Annotated in this window: 23 protein-coding genes and 1 pseudogene; 11 read left to right on the forward strand and 13 right to left on the reverse strand. The window is 61.9% G+C overall.

Going from position 1 to position 25156, the window contains the following annotated elements; translation table 11 throughout:
* Positions 1 to 54: 54 nt before the first annotated feature.
* The 7 genes from ABWY06_RS21975 to ABWY06_RS22005 form a co-directional block, all read right to left on the reverse strand.
* Positions 55 to 468, reverse strand: coding sequence for a GtrA family protein (locus tag ABWY06_RS21975; RefSeq protein ID WP_353927718.1), 414 nt, complete (start codon positions 466 to 468; stop codon positions 55 to 57).
* Positions 469 to 588: 120 nt separating this feature from the next.
* Entirely contained in the window at positions 589 to 1503 is a 915-nt protein-coding gene (locus ABWY06_RS21980) for a UbiA family prenyltransferase (protein WP_353927719.1), read from the reverse strand.
* Positions 1500 to 4157 carry a prenyltransferase/squalene oxidase repeat-containing protein gene (locus ABWY06_RS21985; protein ID WP_353927720.1) on the reverse strand — a complete coding sequence of 886 codons (2658 nt, stop codon included), beginning with the start codon at positions 4155 to 4157 and terminating at the stop codon, positions 1500 to 1502. The genes ABWY06_RS21980 and ABWY06_RS21985 overlap by 4 nt, the downstream gene beginning before the upstream one ends.
* A 347-nt stretch (positions 4158 to 4504) precedes the next feature.
* A complete protein-coding gene (locus tag ABWY06_RS21990) occupies positions 4505 to 5671 on the reverse strand; it encodes a nucleotide sugar dehydrogenase (RefSeq protein ID WP_353927721.1) in 1167 nt (388 codons plus the stop codon).
* 170 nt (positions 5672 to 5841) lie between these two features.
* Complete coding sequence (locus ABWY06_RS21995; RefSeq protein WP_353927722.1) at positions 5842 to 6438, reverse strand: hypothetical protein; 597 nt, start codon at positions 6436 to 6438, stop codon at positions 5842 to 5844.
* Between the two features lie 154 nt (positions 6439 to 6592).
* Positions 6593 to 7537 (reverse strand): glycosyltransferase, encoded by a 945-nt coding sequence (locus tag ABWY06_RS22000; protein ID WP_353927723.1) that lies wholly within the window; start codon positions 7535 to 7537, stop codon positions 6593 to 6595.
* Between the two features lie 17 nt (positions 7538 to 7554).
* Entirely contained in the window at positions 7555 to 8484 is a 930-nt protein-coding gene (locus tag ABWY06_RS22005) for a UDP-glucuronic acid decarboxylase family protein (RefSeq protein ID WP_353927724.1), read from the reverse strand.
* Between the two features lie 664 nt (positions 8485 to 9148).
* On the opposite strand from ABWY06_RS22005, the gene ABWY06_RS22010 reads away from it, so the two are divergent.
* Both ABWY06_RS22010 and ABWY06_RS22015 read left to right on the forward strand, forming a co-directional pair.
* Complete coding sequence (locus ABWY06_RS22010) at positions 9149 to 10126, forward strand: MBL fold metallo-hydrolase (protein WP_353927725.1); 978 nt, start codon at positions 9149 to 9151, stop codon at positions 10124 to 10126.
* A gap of 262 nt (positions 10127 to 10388) precedes the next feature.
* Positions 10389 to 11300: a LysR family transcriptional regulator gene (locus ABWY06_RS22015; RefSeq protein WP_353927726.1), complete on the forward strand. Its 912-nt coding sequence runs from the start codon at positions 10389 to 10391 to the stop codon at positions 11298 to 11300.
* 71 nt (positions 11301 to 11371) lie between these two features.
* Here the strand turns inward: ABWY06_RS22015 and ABWY06_RS22020 are convergent, their stop codons facing one another.
* Positions 11372 to 11881 (reverse strand): hypothetical protein, encoded by a 510-nt coding sequence (locus ABWY06_RS22020; RefSeq protein WP_353927727.1) that lies wholly within the window; start codon positions 11879 to 11881, stop codon positions 11372 to 11374.
* 256 nt (positions 11882 to 12137) lie between these two features.
* On the opposite strand from ABWY06_RS22020, the pseudogene ABWY06_RS22025 reads away from it, so the two are divergent.
* The 3 genes and pseudogenes from ABWY06_RS22025 to ABWY06_RS22035 all read left to right on the forward strand — a co-directional run.
* Positions 12138 to 12236, forward strand: a pseudogene (locus ABWY06_RS22025) (alpha/beta fold hydrolase); the annotation flags it as partial.
* 147 nt (positions 12237 to 12383) lie between these two features.
* Complete coding sequence (locus ABWY06_RS22030) at positions 12384 to 13766, forward strand: ankyrin repeat domain-containing protein (protein WP_353927728.1); 1383 nt, start codon at positions 12384 to 12386, stop codon at positions 13764 to 13766.
* Between the two features lie 349 nt (positions 13767 to 14115).
* Complete coding sequence (locus ABWY06_RS22035; RefSeq protein ID WP_353927729.1) at positions 14116 to 14898, forward strand: substrate-binding periplasmic protein; 783 nt, start codon at positions 14116 to 14118, stop codon at positions 14896 to 14898.
* A 90-nt stretch (positions 14899 to 14988) separates the two neighbouring features.
* On the opposite strand, the gene ABWY06_RS22040 is transcribed toward ABWY06_RS22035, so the two are convergent.
* Together ABWY06_RS22040 and ABWY06_RS22045 are read right to left on the reverse strand one after the other, a co-directional pair.
* Entirely contained in the window at positions 14989 to 15366 is a 378-nt protein-coding gene (locus ABWY06_RS22040) for a hypothetical protein (protein WP_353927730.1), read from the reverse strand.
* Positions 15367 to 15989: 623 nt separating this feature from the next.
* On the reverse strand, positions 15990 to 16889 hold the full coding sequence (locus ABWY06_RS22045) for an AraC family transcriptional regulator (protein ID WP_353927731.1): 900 nt from the start codon (positions 16887 to 16889) through the stop codon (positions 15990 to 15992).
* Between the two features lie 159 nt (positions 16890 to 17048).
* Here ABWY06_RS22045 and ABWY06_RS22050 point away from each other — a divergent pair, with 159 nt between their 5' ends.
* Positions 17049 to 18119: an aldo/keto reductase gene (locus ABWY06_RS22050; protein ID WP_353927732.1), complete on the forward strand. Its 1071-nt coding sequence runs from the start codon at positions 17049 to 17051 to the stop codon at positions 18117 to 18119.
* Between the two features lie 92 nt (positions 18120 to 18211).
* Here ABWY06_RS22050 and ABWY06_RS22055 read toward each other — a convergent pair whose 3' ends face one another.
* Entirely contained in the window at positions 18212 to 18679 is a 468-nt protein-coding gene (locus ABWY06_RS22055) for a DUF6714 family protein (protein WP_353927733.1), read from the reverse strand.
* Between the two features lie 393 nt (positions 18680 to 19072).
* On the opposite strand from ABWY06_RS22055, the gene ABWY06_RS22060 reads away from it, so the two are divergent.
* Entirely contained in the window at positions 19073 to 21289 is a 2217-nt protein-coding gene (locus tag ABWY06_RS22060) for a TonB-dependent siderophore receptor (protein WP_353927734.1), read from the forward strand.
* 381 nt (positions 21290 to 21670) lie between these two features.
* Positions 21671 to 22702 (forward strand): hypothetical protein, encoded by a 1032-nt coding sequence (locus tag ABWY06_RS22065; RefSeq protein ID WP_353927735.1) that lies wholly within the window; start codon positions 21671 to 21673, stop codon positions 22700 to 22702.
* An 85-nt stretch (positions 22703 to 22787) separates the two neighbouring features.
* Here the strand turns inward: ABWY06_RS22065 and ABWY06_RS22070 are convergent, their stop codons facing one another.
* Both ABWY06_RS22070 and ABWY06_RS22075 read right to left on the reverse strand, forming a co-directional pair.
* The gene (locus ABWY06_RS22070) at positions 22788 to 23144 is read right to left on the reverse strand and encodes a hypothetical protein (RefSeq protein WP_353927736.1); all 357 of its coding nucleotides are present in this window, start codon (positions 23142 to 23144) and stop codon (positions 22788 to 22790) included.
* Between the two features lie 91 nt (positions 23145 to 23235).
* Complete coding sequence (locus tag ABWY06_RS22075) at positions 23236 to 23790, reverse strand: MarR family winged helix-turn-helix transcriptional regulator (protein WP_353927737.1); 555 nt, start codon at positions 23788 to 23790, stop codon at positions 23236 to 23238.
* 108 nt (positions 23791 to 23898) lie between these two features.
* On the opposite strand from ABWY06_RS22075, the gene ABWY06_RS22080 reads away from it, so the two are divergent.
* The 3 genes from ABWY06_RS22080 to ABWY06_RS22090 are packed head-to-tail and all read left to right on the forward strand — an operon-like array spanning position 23899 to position 25152.
* A complete protein-coding gene (locus tag ABWY06_RS22080; RefSeq protein WP_353927738.1) occupies positions 23899 to 24129 on the forward strand; it encodes a thioredoxin domain-containing protein in 231 nt (76 codons plus the stop codon).
* 10 nt (positions 24130 to 24139) lie between these two features.
* On the forward strand, positions 24140 to 24901 hold the full coding sequence (locus ABWY06_RS22085; RefSeq protein ID WP_353927739.1) for a hypothetical protein: 762 nt from the start codon (positions 24140 to 24142) through the stop codon (positions 24899 to 24901).
* Positions 24898 to 25152 (forward strand): DUF2024 family protein, encoded by a 255-nt coding sequence (locus tag ABWY06_RS22090; RefSeq protein ID WP_353927740.1) that lies wholly within the window; start codon positions 24898 to 24900, stop codon positions 25150 to 25152. The genes ABWY06_RS22085 and ABWY06_RS22090 overlap by 4 nt, the downstream gene beginning before the upstream one ends.
* Positions 25153 to 25156: the final 4 nt, after the last annotated feature.

Raw genomic sequence — 25156 nt, forward strand, 5'->3', positions numbered from 1 at the left:
GCGCGACTAAACCACCCCAGCTGTTGCTCTTTAGGCCTCGGAGCAGAGCCACTTTCAGGCGGTTTTGAACACCAACAACTTGTTGCCCAGGTAGCTCAGCACGGCCTGCATCACCGAGGCGATGATCAGCCCCAGGGTGTAGTCATGATGGAGTCGGTCCGTCCAGATGTAGAGCAACAGCCCGTGCAGGCAGGCGATCGCGGCATAGGACGCCAGAAAGCGCAGGGCCTGGCCCGCCACCGGTGTGTCCCCGCGGCGGAAGACGAAGAAGCGGCTGCCGATAAAGGACGCCGCAATGCCGAACCAGGCAGCGACAAAATTGGCCAGGCCTGCCGATGGGAATTCCAGCACCCGCAGATTGAAGCTCAGCACGGCGTAGTGGATCACCGCGGCAAACAGGCCGTTGATGATAAAGCGTCCGACCTCGGTGGCGCGGGGATCCAGGCTGATGGGTAGTTGTAGTTTCATGTCGGAGACGGGCCGCTGTGTGTGAGGTTGTCGATGCCGATCGCAATGGCGCGCCTGGGTTCAGGGGCGTTTAGGGTTGGAAGAGTGCTGATGCAGGGTGGGCCTAACGGGCCAATGGGACTAGCTCACCCATTCAATCAAGACTGACCCGACCAGCATGGCGCCAATAAGGCCGTAGAGCAGCCTATAGCATCGTTGGTACTCAAGCAGGCTCTCGACGCTGAGGCCGGCACGCGCGGCGCGCCAGGAGGCACGGAGATGCACCGGGTAGAGCACGGCGGTGAGCAGCAGCAGGCGCGGCAGCAGGCCCCACAGTGCAAGCGCGATCAGCAGCGCATAGGCCGCGGAGAACAGAATCATGCCCGCGACGAAGCTTTGCCTCTTGCCGAAGGCGACCGCGTTGGTACGGATACCGTTAAGCCGATCTCCCTGGTAACCACGGGTTTCGTGCATCAGGTGACCGGCAGCGAAGATCAGCCCGAAGAAGCAGCCAATCATCACGCTGCCGGTGTCGACGGTGGAAAAGGTCGCGTAGCCGAGCAGGAAGTGCAGTGTGCCGCCCAGCAGATGAAGGCCAGAGCCCAGAATCGGCCGGCCCTTCATATGAATCGAAGGGGCGGAGTAGAGCGTGCTCAGCCCCAGGATGGCAATCGCCACGGCAAGCGAGACCGGGCCCAGCAGTGCGAACAGGAGCAGTGTTATACCCAGCAGCGCGGCGGCGAGAACGCCGACGGCGAAGCGGCTCACGCCCTTCGACGCAAAGGTGCGGGTCGCGCGGTGCGGGTCGCGGAGGTCACCCTCGATCCCCGCCCAATCGTTGATCACGAACACATGCCCCACCAGGCACAGGCTACCGGCTATAAAGATGGTGGCCCGGATGGCGTCGTGAAGCGTCAGGCTACCGAGCGCCAGGATCGCCCCGATCATCGGCGTTCCCTGCAGTACCAGGACTTCGTCGAAGCGGATGGACGACAGCAAGCGCAGCAGCTGCCGCAGCGGGTGCACACGCAGGCTCGACGTAGCGGTGTCGGTCATGGCCTGGCGCTGCCCGTCTCGGACGTTGTTCCGCCATCCCCATTGCCGAGCCGTGCGCGTTCGTTCTCGTGGTAGAGCCTGAGCCAGAGGGCATAGGCGAACGACTCGGACCAGTAGAACCGGCTTACGCTGGCACTCAGGTCATTGTGATACAGCAGCGGCGGATTGCCTTTCAAGGACGCGAAGTTGTCGGTGGCAAGCGTGCCGAGCAACAGCGCCACGGCCTGGGAGCGGCTCGCGGTGAGATCCTCTCCCCGCTCGTAATGGCTCAGCTGGTCCAGCAGCTCGAGCCACACTTCCTGGCCCGCCACCGTGGTCTGCAACTGCGACGCTGGCAGTTGCAACGGGCAGCCCGCCTCGCTCACCTCGTTCAGGCGCAGCAGCACAATGGGCGGCGCCTTGCGGTAGTAGACCCAGAGGGACTCGTCGGTCGAACGTTGCTGCAACGCGCTGCAGAGCGCACGCGCCGCTGGCGGGTCCACCTGCGTCAGCCAGAGGTAGACGTGGAGCTGGATGCCGATGTCGGGCGGATTCGGGTTCTTGCCCGGGTCGATGCACCTGAAGCGATCCCTGGGCGCGAGCCAGGTCTGATAGAGGCCCTCCGGCGTGCGGAACTGCTTGAGCGTGGACAGCGCCAGCGGCAGCAACTCCGAGCGAGCGCTAGGCGCGATTCGCCACGCCAGCGCCGTGTCGTCGGCATCAGGTGTGATAACGCAACCCATCACGCCCATGGTCGGCAGGTCCGGCCGGCCGTGGTAGCGCACCAGGCCGTCATCCTCGATCTGGTTCGCCAGAAACGCACGCGCCCGCTCCATGCTGCCGGTAAGACCGCTCTGCTGCGCCACGGGTGCAACGACATCAATCAGCGCGGCGTTGGTGAATATGTTCAGCTCCTGTCCTTGCAGCACGAACTGCGTGCTCTTGGAGAACTCGCTGAGCCAGTAGCCGGCGCGATCCTGGCGCTCGGCGAGGATCTCCGCCGCGCGGCGGGCGATTCCCGCGAGCTCCGAGGCGCTCTTCGTGACCGTGAATTCGCGCACCGCCAGCACGCGTTGCTGGCCACCGAGATGGGCGCGCACGATGGCGGTCACCACATGCTTCCCGGGCGCCAGGACGCTGGCGGGAAACGTCACTTGCCAACCGCTTGGAGCCAATTCGCCGAGCGTACGTGCAACGTCGGGACGCTCGAAGAAGGTCTTGGTGCCGCCGACCACAACCCGGCCGTCCACGATCAACGCGATGTCCAACGGCGTGTGGCCGTTCACCAGTGCCCAGCCGGAAATCACCATGCGGCTGTCATCGTCCTTGTCGCGCGCGCCGGCTACGTCGATATTGCCCTGAAACGCCCCGAGGTCGGGCGCGGCTCGCCCCTGCTTCAGCTCAGAGATAAAGGGGGTGTTGCCGAAATCCCAGACCAGCTGTTTCCATGTATCGCGAGTCACGACCGGCCCCTTGGTGGCCATAACCGCCCCGAAGGCCCTGCCCGTGTAGTAGAAGGCACCCACCGCCTGGATGGCCACCGCCACAACGCATGCCAAGCCGAACACGACGCGACCAGTCGCGCGCAGTCGCTCGAAAATCGGAGCCAGCATCCACACGAGGATGGGGAGCAACTCCGTGAGATACCGTGGACCCCAACTTAGGCCCTGCTCCCAATGCGTCGCGCCGTAGAACAGCAACTGCACTACCAGGGCTCCACCGATCGCCAGGGTGAGTCCGCGCGTGCTCCGATCGCGCAGCACCGACCGCAGGAAGAATGGCACGAACAGCAGGAACGGCGAAAACACAAAAAGCCCGAAGACTGGACTGAACAGCAGCACGCCGATGCCGAAGAGCGTGTCCTCGCCGAATTGCGAGACCTCTTTGCCCAGGGAAGGTATTAGGCCGTAGCCCCCGACGATATGCCCCACTACCAACAGGTTGTAGGCCAGCATCAGCCCGACGGGCAGCGCGGCCGCGGCAATGAATAATGGCAGGCGGGGCCCCGCCCACCGGATCGCATAGAGCGCGAAGCCCGCGGCAAGGATTGCATCAGGCTGTCGATTGCAGGCCAGCAGCGCACAAAAAAGACCGGCCCCGAACACGCGCAGCGGCGTGCTGGGCCCGGTGAGCACGTACAGCAGCGCAACCACCAGCAGCTCGCCGAGTCCATGCATCCAGAGAGCCTGGCTGCTGATAACCCAGGTCGTCGTGCCCAGCGCATACGCGATTGTAAGCAGCACGGCGGTGGCGGGCGGGCTGCGGCGTCGCAGCAGCAGGTAAAGAAGCATCGCTGACGCCGATGCCAGGAACGCCGCGCTGAGCTTCTCCATGATCCGGGCTACATACTCGACTCGCTGCGGACTCCAGCCCTGGGCGTCGAGATAGACCACCGCTGGCAGGTACAACGGCGCGACGACCACGGGGGTCACGATGGGATATAACGAGACGACGTTGCCCGTGGGGCTTTTGATCATCCAGAACGCACTGGTCGATTTGCCTGGCTCGGTCGGAACCTCCTTGCCTTGCGCTACGAGCGATGCGATTGGGTCCAGCGCCAGGCTGTGGTGCTTCCAGATCGACAACGGCAGGTAACGCGCCGGATAGGTATCGGCGGCGCCAATGGACCTCAGGTTGGCGTTGTAGATCAGGAAAAAAACCAGCCCTAGCAGCAAGCAGACCGCAAGGTCCCAACGCCATGAGCCATGGAAAGCGTTGGATAAAACGCCCGAACCCGCGGAATGTGCCCTCCATTTCTCAGGGGTGAGCCTACTTGCCTGCATACGACTCCAAAGCACTGTCCAGAATAGGGAGTTGGCCGCGTCCACCCAGCAAGTCGACGGAGCAATGAAAAATTCGGTTATGTCATGCCAGTGCGCGAAGGGCGCCTGCGCTGCCACAAAAAATCCCGGGATTCTAACTGAGATACGGCGAACCTGTCTTGCCCTGCAGCCCGAGGCAGTTGCCGCTGCTTGATCATGTGTATCGTCCCGAAACCGGCAATGAGCAGGTCACCCCTCCATTAATCACGCCCAAACAAGTCTCTGGTATAGACCTTATCCAGAACATCAGCGAGCTCATCGGAGTTGCGATTGCTGATGATCACATCGGCCTCACGCTTGAATTCATCGATATCTTGAATCACCCGCGAATGAAAAAACGCTGAATCGCTCAGGGCAGGCTCGAAAACTACAACTTCGACCCCCCGCGCCTTGATCCGCTTCATAATGCCTTGAATACTTGAGGAGCGAAAATTATCCGAGCAGCCCTTCATACTCAGACGATAAACACCAACCACTTTCGGATTGCGCCGCAAGATGTCATCCGCAATAAAGTCCTTACGCGTACTGTTCGACGTAACTATTGCATTAATCAAATTCTGCGGAACATCCTGATAATTGGCTAACAACTGCTTGGAATCTTTAGGCAAACAGTAACCGCCATAGCCAAAAGAGGGATTATTGTAGTGCGCGCCGATGCGCGGGTCTAACCCAACGCCGTCAATGATCTGTTTGCTATCCAGGCCATGGGAGGCGGCATAAGTGTCGAGCTCGTTGAAGTACGACACCCGCATGGCGAGGTAGGCGTTGGCGAAGAGCTTGATGGCTTCAGCTTCCGTAGCATCCGTGAACAGTAGCGGGATGTCCTGTTTGATGGCACCGTCCTGGAGTAGCCGGGCAAAGACCTCGGCCCGCGTTGAGCGCTCGCCTACGACAATCCTTGAGGGATAGAGGTTGTCGTACAAGGCCCGACCTTCCCGCAGAAACTCAGGCGAAAAAATGAGATTATCGCACCCAAACGCTTCACGGGTTTTGGCGGTAAAGCCAACGGGGACGGTTGATTTGACCACCATGACAGCGCTGGGGTTGATCGCCATTACATGCCGAATCACTTCTTCAATGGATTGGGTATTAAAGCCGTTAGTCGCCGGGTCGTAATTCGTCGGCGTTGCGATGATGACGTAGTCGGCGCCCTCATAGGCTTCATGCTTGTTCAGCGTCGCACGAAAATTCAGCGATTTATTCTTGAGATAATCCTCCAACTCGGCGTCAATGATCGGCGACTGTTGACGATTGAGCATGGCCACCTTTTCTGGAACGATGTCCAGAGCAACCACTTCATGGTGCTGCGAAAGCAAAATCCCATTGGACAAGCCCACATACCCTGCTCCGGCAATCGCAATCTTCATGTCTAAACCTTTTACAGTGGTAATGTTATTGCCGGGATCAAAGGGTGAGCCTTACGCCAACCTCATTATTTTCGGTCGCTGTCAGCCTAACCCTCCCTTGACTGACAACTTCCATTTCAGACCTCAAAGAACGCTGACCACTGACCTCAACGCGGATTCCGCCTTAACGACTAGTCACAAAGATAATTGAAGGCTATTTGGCTATTCCTGAAAGGATCAGTTAACTTATCCGAATAATCTCCCATCAGCAATCGCTGCTTAGGCAGCCAATGTTGCCGAAAGTAGCGAGCAAAACTTGCCAGACGCGCACCCTTTTTTGTAAGTTTAACGCACCCATTTACAATTTCGATGGTCCCTGATTCGAGCTGCTCAGTTAGCCTTACTTCAACCAAGTGGTGCTCCCTCATATATTCCTGGGCAAACAGCTGTTCAAAACTTGCCTGGGCAATGCCACCACCACGCTGCTGAAGCTTCTCCAGTAGGTAAAAAGACAATGAACGATCAATCACTGTCGGCACTGAGATGGCTAACGCATAGCCGAGCAACAGCCAAATAACAATCAACTGCACCTTTTCAAAGCTGCCCAGCGACCTGAAGACTTTGGCCGCGCACAAGACGATGCCCGTCAAGGCTGCGGAAATAACGCCATCTGCAATGGCGGCATAGAACACCACGCCCACCCTAAAGTACGAAATATGCACGCAGTACACTATGACCAGGACACTAACAAACAGCAGCGTCGCGGCGGCCGCGCTAATGAATTTCATGACTTGAACATTACCAATGGACTGCCCAGATAACACTGCGGATTTTGCGGCGCGCCCGCAGACGTTAACGTACGTCTACTCCGGTTGAATGCCAGGGCAGCATAATGCGCCCCTGTGGCGACTACAGCCCTGAAGCCGGGGAGAGCCATTATGTTCATGCCGAGCCTACTGGCTGTTTCGTCTCGCTCACCCGTTCTACAAAATCATGGTATGCAATAGTCGCAGTGACCGTTCCACCGCGCACCAACCCGGTCAGCATCAAGGTCATAAGCGCGAGCGCCCCCGTCTGCAGGAACATCAACACGAGGATGCCCAAGGCAACGGAAAACCAGCCGGGCGTCGCAATGCCCAGCAGTTTGAGCACCACTGCGGCGGCCGCGGCCACTACGGATAAACTCGCGATCAGCGCGCAGGCGATCCCTACCCGCACCAGCACATCCTCGGCAAAGACCATCAGCCCCTTGAAGCCATGCAACGCCAACCCAACGAAATTCATCTTCGATTGCCCGGCATAACGCGGCCCCCTGTCGATGGAACACCTGCCGGTTCGCAGTTTCGATGCCAGAACAGCAGCGGCAACGTGGATAAACAGTTCATGCATGGCCACCAGGCGCTTTACTGCGCCCGGCGTGAGCACCATAAAATTCCCGAAACTGATGGAGCGACCGGTCATCAGCCGGAAGAAACGTTTGTAGACGGCATAGAAGACCTTGAACCTCAAGGTTTCCACCCGACTCTCACGCTGCGCGACGACTACATCGACACCCGTATCGGCCAAGGCCAACAACAGATCGGCAATGGTCGACGGCAAATCCTCCCCATCTGAATCCATCACAACAATGCGCTGATCCGGCCGCATGATCTCCGAGGCGTAGCCTAAGCCAATGGCAATGGCTCGCTGATGCCCGACATTACGGCGCAGTGTCAAAACCACCCCGTCGACTCCCGCCTTCTCAAGGCTGGATATTTCCAGGGGCTGGATAACCGACCCATCGTCTACGGCCACCACGAAAAGATCGTTCTTAAACTGCAATGCCAGCTCCTGAAAGAGGCGGCTGCTTGCGTCAACGTCTTCGTAAACAGGGGTGACAATGATCAATTTACGCTCTGCGCAATTCATATTTCCAGGCGCGCCCGAAAGTAAGCGACCGTTTTTTCGAGCCCCTGCTCGAGCTTGATATTGGGCTGCCAACCCAGCGTTTCATGTGCCAGGGTGATATCGGGTTGGCGCTGCTTCGGATCATCTTGCGGCAATGCCTGGAAGATCAGCTTGGACGGCCCGCCCACCATTTTCAGGACGGTTTCAGCTAGTTCTTTGATGGTGATCTCCACGGGATTGCCCATATTGATCGGTCCTGTCAGGTCGAAGGGGCTGGCCATCATGCGAACAAAGCCGTCGATAAGATCATCTACGTAACAGAAGCTCCGCGTTTGCGAACCATCGCCATAAATGGTGATATTTTCTCCGCACAGGGCCTGAACAATAAAATTGCTCACCACACGCCCATCGTTGGGATGCATCCGCGGTCCGTAGGTATTGAAAATGCGCACCACCTTGATTTCCAACTGATGCTGGCGGTGGTAATCAAAGAACAGGGTTTCGGCGCAGCGCTTGCCTTCGTCGTAGCAGGAGCGAATCCCGATAGGATTCACATGTCCCCAGTAGCCCTCGCGTTGCGGATGAATTTCAGGGTCGCCGTAGACCTCGCTGGTTGAGGCTTGAAGAATTTTTGCTTTGGTCCGTTTTGCCAAACCAAGCATATTGATGGCCCCATGCACACTTGTCTTGGTCGTCTGCACGGGGTCTCGTTGGTAGTGAATAGGTGATGCAGGGCATGCCAGGTTGTAGATTTCGTCTGTCTCGACATAAAGCGGAAACGTGACGTCATGGCGCAGCAACTCGAATCGGGGATTGCTCAAGAGATGAGCCACATTGTCCCTGGTCCCGCTGTAGAAATTGTCCACGCACAAGACATCACAGCCGTCATTTAGCAGCCGTTCGCAGAGGTGAGAGCCCAAAAAACCGGCGCCGCCGGTAATAAGCACTCTTTTTCCATTTGAAACACGCATACAAAAATCTCTCAATAACTCATCAGTCGTCAGCCCTGGAAATCACCCCAAGCGGGCACTAAAAGCATAAATAAATTATTGAAAAATCTGGCAAAAATGAAAACCCTCTGTTCCTTGCGCACGGCGACGGCCGCCCGACCGCCTGAGTTTATGTGAAAACTGCTTTTATTGGAAAAAAGCCATCTGCGTCACGCTGGGGCCTGTTGACACTGTGCGCATGGGTTGCACGCCCAACGGCCTATGCGGTAGCGCAAGACCTGGCAAGGGATGAGCATGCCCTCTACCCATGTGCTGGAGGACCGCCCCCGGGCCGACGCCCTAGTGGAGTGATGACAGTGCAACGCCCAGGTAACCCCCCTCGGCGCGAGGCTGCACCGCCACCAGACGGGCAACGCGACTCGCAATGTCCACAGGCCCTAGCGCTTCATTCCGGCAGTCCTAATGCGGCACGCTGGAAAGCGACTGCGTTCGATCTCCACACCTGATGCCCGTCTCTGCACGAAGCCGACGCCGCTATACCCCCCATCAGCCGTACCTATGGCTCCCATAACCGCCACTGCGCTTCTCGCCGACCCGGCCTGCCCCTAAGGTAGAACCCGCGGCCATCGAGGGTCGCGCCAATAGACCCTGGAGGCTTTTGATGAACGGCAAGGTGCGTTTGACACTCGCGGCGTTGGCTGGCGCATTGCTGTGGGTCGCCACGGCCTATCCCCTGCAGGCCGGTACCGGCCCAGCCGCTGCGACCAAGGCTAGCGCGTCACAGCTGCAGGGTGTCTATCGCTTCAACCTGGGCAAGGTGCGCATCACCGCCTTGAGCGACGGTACCCTGCCACTCGACCTGCACCCGCTGCTCAGGGGCATCAGCCCGGCGCAAATCGACGCGCTGCTGCAAAAAGGGTTTGCCCGCAACCCGCTGGAGACCTCAATCAATGCCTATGTGGTCGACAGCGGCAGCTATATCGCCCTGATAGATACCGGCGCCGGCGAGCTGTTCGGTGCCGTCGGCGGCCAGCTACTGCGAAGCCTAGCCGCGGCTGGCTACCGGCCCGAACAGATCAGCGATGTGCTGATCACCCATATCCACACCGATCACTCCGGAGGGCTGATCCGCGGCGGTCAACGGCTGTTTCCCAACGCGACCGTTCACATCGGCCAGCCCGATATCGATTTCTTTCTGGACCCGGCCAACCTGGGCAAGGGCCTGAAAGCCAAGCACCTCGAAGAAGCGCAGAACACCGTCGGGCCCTACCTCGACGCGGGCAAGGTCAGGACGTTTTCCGGCACCACCCAGATCCTGCCCGGCATCATGGCCATCCCGACACCGGGGCATACGCCGGGCCACGCCTTCTATTCAGTGGAAAGCGAAGGCGAATCCATCGAGTTCTGGGGCGATATCCTGCACGTCGGCCTGGTCCAGTTCGCGCAGCCGCAGGTAACCATCGAGTTCGACGTCGACCAGAATGCCGCCCGCGCACAGCGCCTCCAGCAGTTCGCCGCCGCGGCGCAGGGCCGCAAGCGCGTGGCCGCCGCTCACCTGCCCTTCCCCGGCGTGGGCTATATGCGCCCCGAGGGCGCGCACTACCAGTGGGTGCCCGCCGAGTACCGCAACCGGGATTGATACGGCGTGACACGCGATGAGCGGGGCAGGCCCCACTGGCGGGCTTCACCGAGGTGCATGCGTCAGACGCTGCATGGCGGTACGGGCTGAGGGAGCGGCTGGGTCGTCCTGACCCATACGGGTCGATGCTAGCGCGGCGTTCGATCTCCCTAGGCCGGCCGTTTCCACTCACCAGGCTCGGCCAGGGGCATCTGCCACAGGTGAAAAACTGCCGCCCCGCGCGGTATCCTCCCTGGATTGCAGTCCGAGCGGGATAACCTGGATGAGCTATGCGCAAATGGACGGGGCATTGCTGCTCGCCCTCAAGGCCCTGCTTAAAGAACGTAATGTGACGCGGGCGGCCACCCACCTGGGCATCACCCAGCCAGCCTTGTCCGGGCGCCTGGCTCGCTTGCGCGAGATTTTCGCCGACCCGCTGTTCGTCCCGGCGGCCAATGGTCGCGGCGTGGTGCCGACGCCTCGCGCCGAAACCCTGGAAACGGAGCTGCTGCAGGTGCTGGAAGGCCTCAAGCGGCTGGTCGATCCGCCCCGCGACTTCATGGCCGCAGAGACTACCCGTTCCTTTATCGTGGCCCTGCTCGATACCCCCGCAGCCGTGCTGGCACCGGAGCTCTGCGCGCGCCTGCTGGAACTGGCGCCATCCGCAAAGATCGCCTTTATCCACCCGCCGCAGGATGCATTCGACCGCCTGGAACAGGGGCAGATCGACCTGTTGATCACCGGCCCCGAAGGGTTGCCTGGCGACCTGATGCACCGTCCGCTGTGGCAGGACGGCTTTCGCACGGCACAGCGCAAGGGGCACCCGCGCGGCACCGCGCCCCTGGACCTGGACGGTTATTGCGCCCTCGATCACCTGATAGTCTCGGCCCAGGGAGGACGTTTCGCCGGGGTGATCGACGATGCGCTGCTGGCGCTGGGACGTTCGCGCAACGTGGCCATCTCGATCCAGAGTTATGCCCTGGCGCCGCTGATCCTGGTCCGTACCGACGCGGTCTGCACCCTGCCCGCGCGCTTTCTCAGCCAATTCGAACACCAACTGGACCTGTTCGACCCGCCGCTGGCGCTGTCGAACATTCGCCTGGGCCTGGCTTGGCACCCGCGCAGCCAACATGACGCCGGTCACCAGTGGCTGCGCCGCCAGCTGTATCTGTGCGCGCAGCTGGATCCGGGCTGAGGCCGCCAAGGGCCAAGCGAGCCATTCACGGCTTCTGTACGAGCACCCGCTCGGCGGCGCTGCAAGACGCCCTAGACCGCGCGGATAAGCCTGGGCAGCATCTGCAGGCAGGCCTTGCTCAACAGTGCCGCCATATCCTCGGCGTCGAACAGGGGACGCAGGCCCAGAATCGAGCGTACTGTCAAAAGGCGTGCCCTGTATTCCCTCCAGGGCTGTTTGGTGACGACTTGGGTGAGGTAAGTTGTTTCGCCGTCGCCCAGCCGATACACGCGAGCGGCCAGTTCGATTTTCGGCCGCCACAGCAGTGGCACGCCCAGCTCCCACAGCGCCAGATTAGTGCCGGTTTGAAATCCCACTACGACCAGATCGACCGCCAGGTCCGTGGCACCCGGATGCTCACACTCGCGGGCCAGGGGCAGATTGAAAATCTCCTCCAAGCGCAGCCGCAGAGGCGCTTCCAAGGGCTGGCCAGATACGAAACCGCCACCTTCGAAGTGACGTTTGAAGTCGCTCCTGGGCAGCACGGTAAGAGTCCCCAGGTAGACCCTGGGCTTGGGTCGTTTTCGGATGCGGTCAAACATTGTGCGTCTTCCAGCGGGTGATAGCGGCACCACATGAAAAAAGAGGCGAGCCCGGCAGGCGACAAATACTCACAGCAGCTCCTGGCGACTCGGCATAACCAAACGACGGTTATACAGCAACGCCCACAAGCCCTGTGCGCGTGCACCTCGCACCTGCTGAATCGAGCGACCACGACGGGCAATGCCCCACCAAATGCCCCTTGCACACGGCATTCAGGGCGCAGCTATAGCCGTGCTAATGACGGTCATCAGCACGGGGGCGGTTCTGATTGTCTACCCCGGCGCGCCCCACGGCCAGACCGACACCCACAAGGACCGGCTGAACCAGAGCCTGCTGAACTTCCTGCACAAGTGAGTGCGGGTGGCATCGCGTTGCGCAAGCAGGGCCGGTAGTACGCCCATCTGCCATTCACGTTGTTCACGCCCTCCTCGACCAGGGCATTGATCTTGGCGTTTGCAGCGCGTGATATCGTTATGCCCCAACTTTCTCCAGAGCCTGTTTATGGACAAGGATCAGCTCAGCGCGGCCCTTACACGCCTGTTCAGGCGCGACACGCTCCACCTGGTCGAGGCGCAGGCCTTGCTGCAACGCGGCGTGCATCCCGACAAGCTGCTTCGTCCCGAGGACAAGTGGCCGTTGCTGGCCTGCATGGCTGAGGTGCGCTCGGCCTCCGAAGGCAACACCGAGACCTATCTGGCCTTGTTCGCCGAGCTGATCCGCCGTGGCGCCAACGTCAACAAGCGTCTGCGCGGCGGTCACACGCCGCTGTCGATCCTTTGCCAAGGGTTTTCCTCCAACCCGCGATTGGCCGATGCCTTGCTCGCCCTGCTGCTGGCGGCCGGCGCGGATCCGGCGGACGCACAGGATTCGCCGATCTGCGGCCTGATCGGTTATGGCTCCTTGAAGGGTGAGATTTTCGGCTTCGTCTTACTGCCACCCACCCCCGTCGAGGACATGCAGGCGTTCCAGCGGGCGGTTCGGCGCCTCTTGGCCGCCGGGGCGGACATCAATGCCTACGAACGCCGCGGGCTCTATAATCCGCTGTTGATGGCCGCCTATTGCGGTGCCGCCGAGGGGGTGCGCTGGCTGCTGGAACTCGGCGCCGATCCGCACACCGTCAACAGGGACGGCAATACCGCCTTGATGTACGCCGCCGGCGATGCCGACGGGTTGGCCTCGATCGTGGCTGGCATCAGCTGCGCCTGGAGCCGTTGTGGCGACACGTTAAGCGTGACCCGCATACTGTTGGAACAGGGCGCGGACCCCGGCCTGAAAAACAAACGCAAACGCAGCGCACTCAGCATTGCCCTGGGCAACCAGTGTTTCGACGTTGCCTTCGCGCTGGCGCAGACCCTGGCCCAGCGTGGTGAGTTGACCCGGGCCGACCTGAAAAACTTCAAGGGCAGCGAGTTCGCTGAACAGGCCATGGCCTTGCCCCAGGCCAAGGCCCGGCAAGTCACCGCCAAGCCGAAGGACACTTCAGGTGCGGCCCAGTTGGCCTCGTGGGAAGCCGCCATCGCCGGAGTGCATGAGGAAGTGCGCGGGGTACTGCTGCTGTTACAGGCCATCGGTGAGCCACAGTGGACCCAGGCGCTCTATGCCACCGAGGGCTGGCGGTCGTTTTACCTGTCGACCACTAAAAACTGCCTCAGCCGCAAGGGCGCGCTGCAGTTCAAATACAGCATCACCGAACAGATCCAGGGCACACCGCGACACCTGTATATCGAGTACCGCTCGATCAATGCCGACACCGGTGACTTCGACCTGATCGCCGAGCGGCAGATCCCCACCGACGACAACGGTATTCCCCCGCGGGGGGCGTTACGGGCAGTGGTCGGGGAGATGCTGCAGCAGTACCTGGGACTGGCGCCTGCGGGTGAATAAAGCGCGCCAGCTTTTGCCATCGCAGCGGGTGATGGCATGGACTGCGCTCCACACCGGCTTCACGCTACAGCGTCGTGCAGCGCAGCGTTACCCCTGCAAAGCAGGGCCTTCTCCCATCGCCCAGCGGGGGGATCGGAAGGGCGGCATAATTCGCCCCCGGCCTTGGCCCATGTCGACGCCCTCCTTGGCGGGGCGTCGGCATTTTCACCCCTTGGTGATGTTCGCCCGGCGAGGGTTCAGGCCTGGAGGACTCGGCCTCCGTTATCGGGCTGAATCGATTGAGAGCAGCCACCGACGCTTAAGCTAGAGTGAAGGGGCGTCCTCCAGCCTTTGCGCGAGGTTCTACCCCATGTGCGGTAGAAAGCTGATCTGCCTGATCCTGCTAGTGGCCTTGCAGGCCGTGCGAACCGCACAGGCCGAGGCCTTTATGGTGTATGGCTCCCATGATGGCTTTCCCAAATATTTCGAGCAGGATGGCAAAGCCAAAGGCATCGTGGTGGACATCACCCAGCTCTGCCTGGACGACATGCAGGTCCCCTACCAGATCAAGCTGATGCCTTGGAAACGTGCCTATACCATGGGCGAGCGCAGCGAGGGAGGCGTCATCGGATTATCGATCAGCAAGGATCGACTGACGCTCTTCGATTTTTCCGAACCCATCTTCACCGAACGCATCGTGCTGGTGGTCAAGAAGGGACGGGAGTTTCCGTACGAGAAAATACCCGACCTGAAAGACAAGCTGATCGGCGCGACCATCGGCACCAGCTATGGCTCCGACTTCGACGAGGCCATTGCCGACGGCACCCTCACCCTCGTCGGCTTCAACGACACCCGCAGTGGCCTGGCGATGCTTCTGCGCGAACGCATCGATGCCATTCTGATCGGCTCCAGCGTGGATATATCAAAACTCGCCCAAAGCAGCACGAGTTTACATGGCGGTACATTTGTCACCCTGCCATTGCCCTTCAAGACCGACCACAAGTACATGGGCATCGCCAAATCCCTGAAAATGGGCTGGTTCCTGGAACAATTCAATCAGTGCCTGCGCCGTGGGTACGCCGCCAACACCTTCGAACCCATCATCTACAAGTACAGCAACGAGTCGCCCCCCGCTCTCCCTCTCCAGCCCTAGGCCCGGCCACAGTCCCGGGAGGGCGTATGCGTGCCCCCCGGCGCCACCAGGCCGCTTGGCAAACCAGGCGGCCCGTGCCTCGCAGAAGGCCTAGTCGACGTACCACTCCATCTGGATAACGCCGGCGGTCACGCACTTGACGTCATGGTCCTCCTCCGTGGTGCTGCTCAGGCTCAAGGTGACCTTCTCATTGGCGGCGGTGATAAAGGTCAGATTGAGTTTGTTGCCGATGCCTGAGGGGCCGCGCCCCAGGGCGTGGATCTTGTAGTGGTATTGCGCGCCCTCGTAGTTTTCGACCCAGACCTGCTGAACATAGGCGTCGCTGGCTGCACCGCAGATGCACTCAGCCAGGTTGGTACTGCCATTGATGATCATATTGCCGTCGTCCGGCCCCAAGGGGCCTCCCGACGCAGAACCGCTCAACTGACCGTTGTCGCTGGAACTGAAATTGGGGTTATCAGGGGTCATATGCTCTTCCTTGTTCAAGTGCGAAAACGGCCGTTGTTTGATCAGCGAATTTCGATCCCCGGCCGAGTAGGGTCGACGCGCAAAAAAGCGCAAGCCTGTTTCTGTACGGTTGCTGTGGCGTTGATTAGCTCAGGACGGAGGACTGGGCAGCGCACGCGGGCGCCAGCGGCGGACTGGCAGGGTGATAGCGTGGACGCACAAGGGGCAGGATCAGCCGGGGCGAAGCAATGACGACTGCGGCCTGGATTACGGATACGGAGGGGCGATTACGACGGGCCATCCCTGACTCCTGACAACTTGCAAAGTGGCATTGGCACAACACTAGACCGCCGGATTTCAACCGTAAAGTTGCGCCCTCACCCCAACCCTCTCCCGCCGGGAGAGGGGGCGGTCCGTGGCAAGGCCAAAGGACGTGCACTGCGTCAAGTCGGGCCCGGCCGGTGCCTTCCCCCGTCATACCCGCGCAGGCGGGTATCCAGGTGCCGCCAATCCTCCCCCGCCGCCAGAGGGGCGGTCGGTAGCGAGCCCAAAGGCCGTGCACTGCCAGTGCCTTCCCCCCGTCGTACCCGCGCAGTCGGGGATCCAGTCATCGCAGGTCCCTCCTCCCGCCACTGGCATCAAGGCTAGCGCGACACCAGCTCCACCGCGCCACGCAACCGGCAGGCGTCCTTGGCCGGAGGCAGGCCGAAGATGCGGGCGTAGTCGCGGCTGAACTGCGACGGGCTTTCGTAACCGACCCTAAAACCCGCCCCCGCCGCATCCATCGCCTCGGCCACCAGCAGCCGGCGTGCTTCCTGCAGCCGCAGCTGAGTGCGGAATTCCAAGGGGCTCATGGCGGTGACAGCCTTGAAATGGGCGTGGAAGGTGGACCGACTCATGCCGGCGATATCGGCGACTTCGTCGATGCGGCAGGGCTCGGTGTAATGGCCGCGCAGCCAGGCAATGGCCCTGGCGATCTGGCTCAGGCGGCTGTCGGCCCTGGCCATCTGCCGGACGATGGCATTGCCCGCGCCGGTCAGCAGTCGGTAGAGGATCTCGCGCTTCACCAGCGGCGCCAGGGCCTCGATGTCGTCTGGCCGGTCCAGCAATCCGACCAGCCGCACCGCGGCGTCCAGCAGTTCGGCCGTGGTGGTGTTCAAGGCCAGGCCCGCGGAGGGCGTGCCGCGGTCCGGTTCCCGGACGCGATGACGCAGGGCCAGATCGCTCAGTTCGGCCATGTCCAGGTCGAGGGCCAGGCACAGGTAGGGCTTGGCGTGGCTGGCCTCGATCACCGCCCCCATGACCGGCAGGTCGACCGAGGCGATCAGGTACTTGGCCGCGTCGTAGACATAGGCCGTGCTGCCCAGCATCACCCGTTTACTGCCCTGGGCGACCAGGCACAGGGTCGGCTCGTAAACCGTTGGCATGGCCAGGGTCGGCGTGCTCATACGCACCAGACCTACCCCCGCGATGGCGCAGCGGTGCAGGCCGTCTTCGCCGGTGTGTCGGCCCAGAAGCTCCACCAGCCTTTCAAGCACAGTCATAAAACCCGACTCCCCAGGGCAAGTACCGAACAGGGCAGCCGGCACCGATTCGGATGATCGTACAAGAATACCGGACGATCCGGCTACAGGCCGCGGCGCTGTCCGGAACAGACTGTCGCCAGGCAGTACAACAGTCACGACCTGGCAGGAGTTCCTTTTATGCCCTCTCTCACCGCCCTCGACCACTATCGCCTGATCGGACGATCCGGTATGCGCGTCTCGCCCCTGGCGCTCGGTACCATGACCTTTGGCTCGGACTGGGGCTGGGGCGCGGATGAGGCTGAAGCACGCCGCATCTTCGAGGCCTATGTCGAGCGCGGCGGCAATTTCATCGACACGGCGGTCAACTACACCGACGGCGCCTCGGAGCGCATCCTCGGGCGGCTGCTCAAGGGTCGCCGCGACCGCCTGGTAGTCTCCAGTAAATTCAGCATGGCGCGCGAGCCCGGCGACCCCAACTCCGGCGGCAACCACCGCCTGAACCTGATGCGCTCGGTGGAAACCAGCCTCCGGCAACTGGACACCGACCGCATCGAGTTGCTGCACCTGCACGCCTGGGACTTCACCACCTCGCCCGAGGAAGTGATGCGCGCGCTGGACGACCTGGTGCGCGCCGGCAAAGTGCTGTACCTGGGCATCTGCAACACCCCCGCCTGGCAGGTGGCGCAGTTGCAGACCCTGGCCGACCTACGTGGCTGGTCGCCGCTGATTGCCCTGCAGATCGAATACAGCCTGATCGAACGCAGCGTCGAGCACGAGCTGATGCCCATGGCTCAGGCCCTGGGGTTGGGCGTGATGCCCTGGTCACCGCTGGGCGGCGGCATCCTCACCGGCAAATACAGTCGCGCCGACCTGCAGCAACAGAGCGAAGCGGGCGTCTCCGCCACCCGCAAGGGGGTGATAGCCTCTTGCGGCCATATGAACGACCCGGCGCTGGCCATTGCCGAAGTGGTCGGCGGCGTGGCCCGCGAGCTGGACGTCACGCCCGCCCAGGTCGCCCTGGCCTGGACGCTGCTCAACCCCGCCGTGGTATCGCCGGTGATCGGCGCGCGCACCCTGGCCCAGGCCGAGGACAACTTCGGCGCCCTGGCCGTGCGTTTTAGCGACACGCAACGGGCCCGACTGGACCAGGCCAGTGCCCCCGAACCGATCTTCCCTGCTCGCTTCGTGAACCGCCCCCTGGTGCAGCAACTGATCTTCGGCGGTGCCCGGGTCCAGCGCCGCGCCTGAGTGCCCTCGCCCCGCGCACCTACAGCAGGGTCTTCAAGCCAGACAGCGTCGCTGTGGACGGTACTGCGCCTTTCCGGCAATAAGGTGCGGTATCACTGTGCGACAGGCCTGTAGAGCGCGTTGGGCAGCCACCACGCTTCAAGCACCTGACACGCCTGTTCGCTATGTGCCGCCCCCTCGGCAAAGGCCAGGTGTTCGAGCGCCTGGCGCACAACTGCTTCCTGGGCATAGGACAGGGAGCCCAGCCGGGGAGGCAGTCGATCCGGTGGAGAAAGGGAGTGCAGCAGGGCGCTGGTGACCACGCTGCCTTGCTCGATCCTGCTAAAGGCGTATTGAAACAAGAGGGGCAGGTAATGGCGCCACGAACCCGCGTCAAGGTAACCGAGGCCCCAATGGAAGGCTTCAAGGTACTCGTCGCAGATACGGTCCAGCTGGGAATCGAAAGGCATGGCGGCCCCATAGTCGTCCAGGGCATCACCGCCGCGCAGGGACATCAGCGGCGGGCATGAAACCTCTGTGGCGAACGCCAGTAACAGTTCAGCGGTCAGGGTCGACGTCATGGCTCGATGCGCCTTGTGGTTATGTCGGTGGCGAGATCACCGGAGATGTCGGAAGCTCCCGGCGCGGCACTGCATCATGACCCGCGCGAGCGATCAAGCACACGCGCCCTGCTTTTTCGTCATGCCCGCGCAGGCGGGCATCCTGCGGCCGTCCCCTGTTCCCTCTCAAGCGCCGCCCGCCCCCGGACTACCCGCATTTGCCCCCACTCGATTCAGAGTAAGCGCGCACGCTTTTCCGTAAAGATAATTATTTTCATTTGAGAATAAATTTCATAACGGTAGACTCCGCAGCCGAACGGGCACCCGCGTCTGCCCCGCTCAGGCCCATCGCCGCAACACGACTGCATTGCACAGTCCGGCCCATCACCCTTCGCATTACCTGGGGAATCACACGTGCACACACTCGACATCTCGTTGAACCGAACACCGCGGCCGTCGGCCCGTCACCCGCTCGCGATCGCGGTGCTGGGCGTGACCCTGGCGATGCAGGGCCTGGCCCAGGCCGAGGATAAGGCTACCCCGCAAGCCACCTTGCAGCTGGATGCCGTGTCGGTCACCGACCACCAGTTGACCGAGATCACCGAAGGCAGTGGCTCCTACACCACCGGCGCCACCCGTTCGGCGACCAAGCTGGCGTTGTCGCCCCGTGAAACCCCGCAGTCGGTGACCGTCATCACCCGCCAGATGATGGATGACCAGGGTATCAGCAGCCTCAGCGATGCGCTGTCCAAGACACCCGGCATCACGGTGACCAACCTCGATACCAACCGCGCCACCTTCAAGTCGCGCGGCTTCGATATCGACAATGTCCAGGTCGACGGCATCCCCGCGGCCACCCGTTTTGGCAACAGCCTGGACCAGACCGACCTGGTGATCTTCGACCGCGTGGAAGTGCTCAAGGGCGCGAACGGCCTGCTCAGCGGTTTCGGCAGCCCGGCGGCGACCATCAACCTGGTGCGCAAGCGTCCCACCAGTGAGTTGTCCGGTTATGTCTCGACCAGCGCCGGCAGCTGGGACACCTACCGGGGCGAATTCGATATCGGCGGCCGCCTGACCGACAGCGGCAACCTGCGCGGCCGCTTTGTCAGCGCCTACGAAGATGGCCACTCCTTCCAGGACCACTACCAGAACACGAAGGAAGTGCTCTACGGCGTACTCGACTTCGACCTGACGCCGGACACCCTGCTCAGCGTCGGCATCAACCGCCAGCAGAACCGCCCGCAAGGCTCGTCCTGGGGTCCGAACCCGCTGCTGCACAGCGATGGCAGCGAAACCGATTTCTCGCGCTCGTTCAACCCGGCCACCGACTGGAGCAACTGGGGCAATACCTCCACCTCATACTTCGCCAGCGTCGAGCAGCAACTGGCCAACGCCTGGTCGCTCAAGCTGGCCTTTGAGCGCAGCGAAAACGACGCACCGATGGAGCTTGGCTCCGCCGGCAGCGGTAACCCGAACGCGGCAGACGGCAGCGGCATGTACCTGTGGCTGGGCAAGTACCGCTATGAATCGGCGCAGAACAGCCTCGACCTGTTCGCCAACGGCCCCTTCCAGTTGCTGGGGCGCGAACACGAGCTGGTGGTCGGTGTATCCCACCGCAACGTCAACGGCGATGACACCAACTATTCCTTCACCAGCGCGGCGGTGCCGGACATCTTCAACTGGCATGGCGACTTCGCCGAGCCGGACTGGGGCTCACCGGTCAGCCGCGCGCACACCGACCTCAAGGAAAGCGCGGCCTACACCAGCGTCCGCTTCAAGCCCGCCGACGACCTGTCGCTGATCCTCGGTGCGCGCCTGTCCAACTGGGACCTGCAGACCGAGAAGAGCGATTACGTCAGCAACCTGCAGACCGCCGAGGACCTGCAGGAAACCGGCGTGGTGGTGCCTTACGCCGGCCTGGTCTACGACCTGAGCGAGCAGTATTCGGTCTACGCCAGCTATACCAGCATCTTCAAACCCCACGAGTCCGAACGCGACCTCACCAACACCACCATCGAGCCGGAAGAAGGCGACAGCTTCGAGGTGGGCGTCAAGGGCGAGTTCTTCGAGGGCCGCCTGAACACCAGCCTGGCGCTGTTCGAGATCCAGCAGGACAACCTGGCCGAGCTGACCGGCCAGTTGATCCCCGGCACCGCCAACTTCGCCTACCGGGCGATTGCCGGCGCCAAGACCCGCGGCCTCGAGCTGGAAGCTTCCGGTGAACTGGCGCCGGGCTGGCAGGTACTGGGCGGCTACACCCACCGCATCACCCGCGACGGTAACGACGACAAGATCTCCACCACCTCGCCGGAAGACCTGTTCCGCGTCTCCACCACCTACCAACTGCCGGGGAATTTCGAGCAGTGGACAGTCGGCGGCGGCCTGAACTGGCAGAGCAAGATCTGGACGAACCTCTACAACCCGGCCACTGACGGGGACTATGAGTACACCCAGAAGAGCTACGTGCTGGTCGATGCTATGGCCAAGTACGATGTCACCGACGACCTGTCGTTGACCCTCAACGGCAACAACCTGACCAACAAGAAGTACTTCAACAACCTGGGCTTTTATGGCGGCGGTTTCTATGGCGACCCGCGCAACCTGACGTTGACCGGGCGCTGGAGTTTCTAAACCACGCCACCCTGAACACCCTGAAATCCTACACGGCCCGCGCCTCGATGGTTCCCACGCTCCCGCGTGGGAATCCCGCCCAGGACGCTCCGCGTCCGACTCGACACGTGCCTGCGCCGACGCCATCGCACTTAACAGGCAACCTGCGGCCACACACCCGCTCCTGTATAGCAACGACGCGAGAGCATGGCGCGCCGTTGGGCGCCACCAGAGACCGCTCAGTGGACCCAAATCACCCACGTCTTTCGCAGTTTCATTAACGCTTATAAGCTCGGCGCCCAACCCAACTCGCGCCAGTTACGGCCACATGCCCTGCCCGCTTCTCTCTCGCGTCCAGCCAGCCAAGCTCATCATCGTTACGCCCCATTAGGGAATTAGCCAATGCGCGCCAAAGCAAGTCAGCACCTGTTAGGTAACGGATTAATTTCATTATTCGCAGCCCTATTGGCCCCCTGCACCGTTGCCGGACAAATCGGCCTGCAGCAGGACTTTATTATCCCCACTGACAACCTGCTGCATGAAATACCGGGTTTATCGGAGACGCGGACGCTGGCGGCTGGCCAGAGTATCTATATCAACGCCAAGGGTCAGGCGGCGAGCAGCACGGCCGGCATCCTGATGCTGGCACTCAAGGTTGAATGCAGCCTACCCGCCTCCAACCCTTCCGGCAGCCTCTGGACGTCACGCAACCATGAGGGCAACGACTTCCACCAAGCTTCCAATGGTGAACTTGCCCTGATCGTCCGGTATTTGTTCAAAGCCCCTACCACCGGCACCTACACTTGTAAATTCCTTGCCAGGAGCGCCAGAGGTACTGGCGCTACCGCGTCGGATAAACTGACACTGCGCGCGGCGAATACCAGCCTCAACACCGTTAATGCGCTCGAAGGAAGTGACGCGTGGGGTTCCAGTGCTGACAAGGACAGTAATTTCGTACCGGGCACGTCCATTACGAACATTCACTTTGGACCCGGCCTGCCGGCCGGTACGTCAGGTTATGTATTGCGTTCAAATCGCTGGCGAGGCGCAGCCAATGCGGCAAGTGTCGTGGCGATGGGTGATATTGAGGTCACCAGCTGTTATGCAAAGACCGGTTCTTGCGACGCCTATGCCCAGGGCCCTGGCCCTGACCGATACGGCACGCTGCTGGACAGTCGCCTGGTGCTGCTGCAGATGCCCGATGCTACGGCCAGCCTGCCCTGCGCAACGCACTATGGTGATTACGTACGTACCGCCATCCGAGCCGACGCACATCATCAAAAAATCTATCACACCCTTGCCGCGGTGCCCTTCAGCCCTGCCTGCGGCACGTCACGCCACTTTATCAGCACGGTCGAGGTCAGCTGGATCAGCGGGGACCCGATCAAGTTGGAAGCCCCTAATTACTCAACCAATATACTGTTGAACAAGTAGCCGCCCAACGCGGGTCAGGCCTGGAAGTCCCAATGGCACGTCATTTCCGATAGCCGCAACCGGAAGCGAGCCGATGTAGTTGCCGCTAGGATGCAGCCAACGGCCACAGCCGCCGGTTTTCCTGCTCCTCCACTGCGGTCCATTGCAGAAACTGGGCAATGCGGCACGCCAGCCCATCGCACCAGGCGCTGTCCGCCGAGTAGGCGCACACCAGCTCGACGATATCGAGTTGCGCAATAAATTCACCTTCGCTGGCATACCCCCCGCTGGGCCCGCACTTGGCCAGGATCAACGACACCCAGGGCTGCCCCGGCACCGACTCGAAGGCGATGGGCCCGGTCTGCCGCAGCTCGGCAAGGCTGCCCAGGAACTGCACCAGGCGGTGGGTCTCCACCACCGGCGGCTGGCCCGCCTGCGGGGTGATCGTCAGGTACCAGGACATAAGGTCCTCACCATCGCCGCTGACTGCTTGAGGACCGGATCACTGCGCTGCCCTGCTACACGCACGGCGCTGAACCTACACAGCGCCGCGGTCACACCTGATGCTCCCGGCAGATCAGCTCGACGTCGGGTGCGCCCAGGGGTTCGTCGGTCAGCCCGCAGAACGGACCGCCATCGACCTCGCGGTGAAAGCGGCAGGTCTTGCACAGGCCAAAGGAGGCGACATCCTGCTGGCGCTGAATGCCGGTGAGCATTTCCCGCAGCAGGGTCTCCAACTGGTTCGCCGCGGCGCCCATCTGCCCCGTGGCCTGGCTGAAAAATGCCGGCGGCAGTGCGGTGGCCACCAGCTCCCGGGCCTGGTCGGTCAGTTGCAGGTGCACGCGGCGCTTGTCCTGCAGGTCCTGTTGCTTGACCAGCAGCCCCTTGGCTTCCAGCGCCTTGAGCGATTGCGACACCGTGCCCTTGGTCAGCCCCAGGTATTCGGTGACGGCCAGCGGCGTGTTGGAGTAGCGGTTGCAGCGCGCCAGGTAGAGCAGCGCGCTGAGCTGGATCGGCTGGATATCCGCGAGCAGCGGCTGCTGGCGGAACCAGATGCGCATCAGGCTGGAGAGCCGCTCGAACAGGTCGAATAAAGCCAGGTCGCTCATGGAATCATTCCTCTCGATAAATAGTATCGAATAAAAACTATTTTGACAAAAGCGCCGCCGGGGTTAATCTCAAAACAGTATCGATTCGATACTATATGGAGAGACGCCATGACCACCGCTCGTTACTACCATGCCGGCTGCGCCGTTTGCGTCAGCACCGAAACCACCTTGCTGGGCCTGCTGGATCCGCGGATCAGGGTCGAACGGGTGCACTTGGGCGATACGCCCGGCCGCATCAGCGAAGCCGAGGCCGCCGGCGTCCAATCGGTGCCGGCCCTAGTGGTCGAAGGCCAGGTGCTGCACCTGAACTTCGGCGCCACCCTCACCGACCTGAAATAAGGAGCCCGCCATGACCCCCCCCATCGCACTGACGCTGGCCGCCCTGTTCGCCGCGCCGGCCTTCGCCCATGACGCCGGCGGCATCCACAGCGAAAAACAACCCAAGGCTGCCCCGGGCAAGGTCGAGGCGGCCTTCGACCTGGTGCACACCCGCGTTTCCACGGACGGTGACATCCTGGTCTTCGAGCAACTGGTGGACGGCCAGGCCGGCAGCCGGACGCCCTCCGCCCACGGCCGCTTTACCGGTGCCGAGGTCTACAGCTATGTCTGGCCCACCAGCCTGGACAGCGGCGCGGTGGGGTTTGCCGCGGACGCGGGCATCCTCGCCCTGGCGCTGACCTCGCACCCGGACTTCGACGACACGCCGCAGCGCGACGAAAACCAGGACGGTCTAAAGGACAACGACGGCGGTCTCTGGCATTCCCACTGGGTGGTGCTGAGCAAGGATGCCAGCTGTGGGCCCAGCGGCCTGAAGGTGCGTGACATCCCAGCAGGGGAAACCCCCCCGCTGCCGGCGACCTGGCCGGGCGCGCCGCTCTTTATCGATTCACCGGGGTACGAACTCAGCGTGGGCGAGGACGCCGCGCGGATCCGCGTGCCCCTGGCAGCGCTAGGTTTTCCAACGAGCTTCAAGTACGACGGGGTCACAGCGGCGCTGCAGGTCAATGCCGACCTGCACAACCCGTTGCTGTGCGTCAGCAGCGTCTGGGATGTCGCGTCCGGCGACCTGTCGCTGCCCGCCACCTGGACCCGGGAGGCACCGACACCATGAAGGTCCAGGTCTTCGACACCCATGTGCACACCCGGGACGGACGTTATCTGCATTTCGACGTGCTGACCGAGGCTGATGACTCGAACCAGGCAGGGCAACTGGCCCACGTCTGGCTGGCGGAGCAGGGCCTGCTGGACGCGGACATCGTCCAGAGCCAGTGCCAGTTCTGCCACGGCACACCGGCCACGCCGGCCATCGCCAACGCGATCGCCGCCCAGGGTTACTGCATTATCCCGCTACAAGGCTGCTGAGGAG

Source organism: Pseudomonas sp. (assembly GCF_040514055.1).
Classification (GTDB): domain Bacteria; phylum Pseudomonadota; class Gammaproteobacteria; order Pseudomonadales; family Pseudomonadaceae; genus Aquipseudomonas.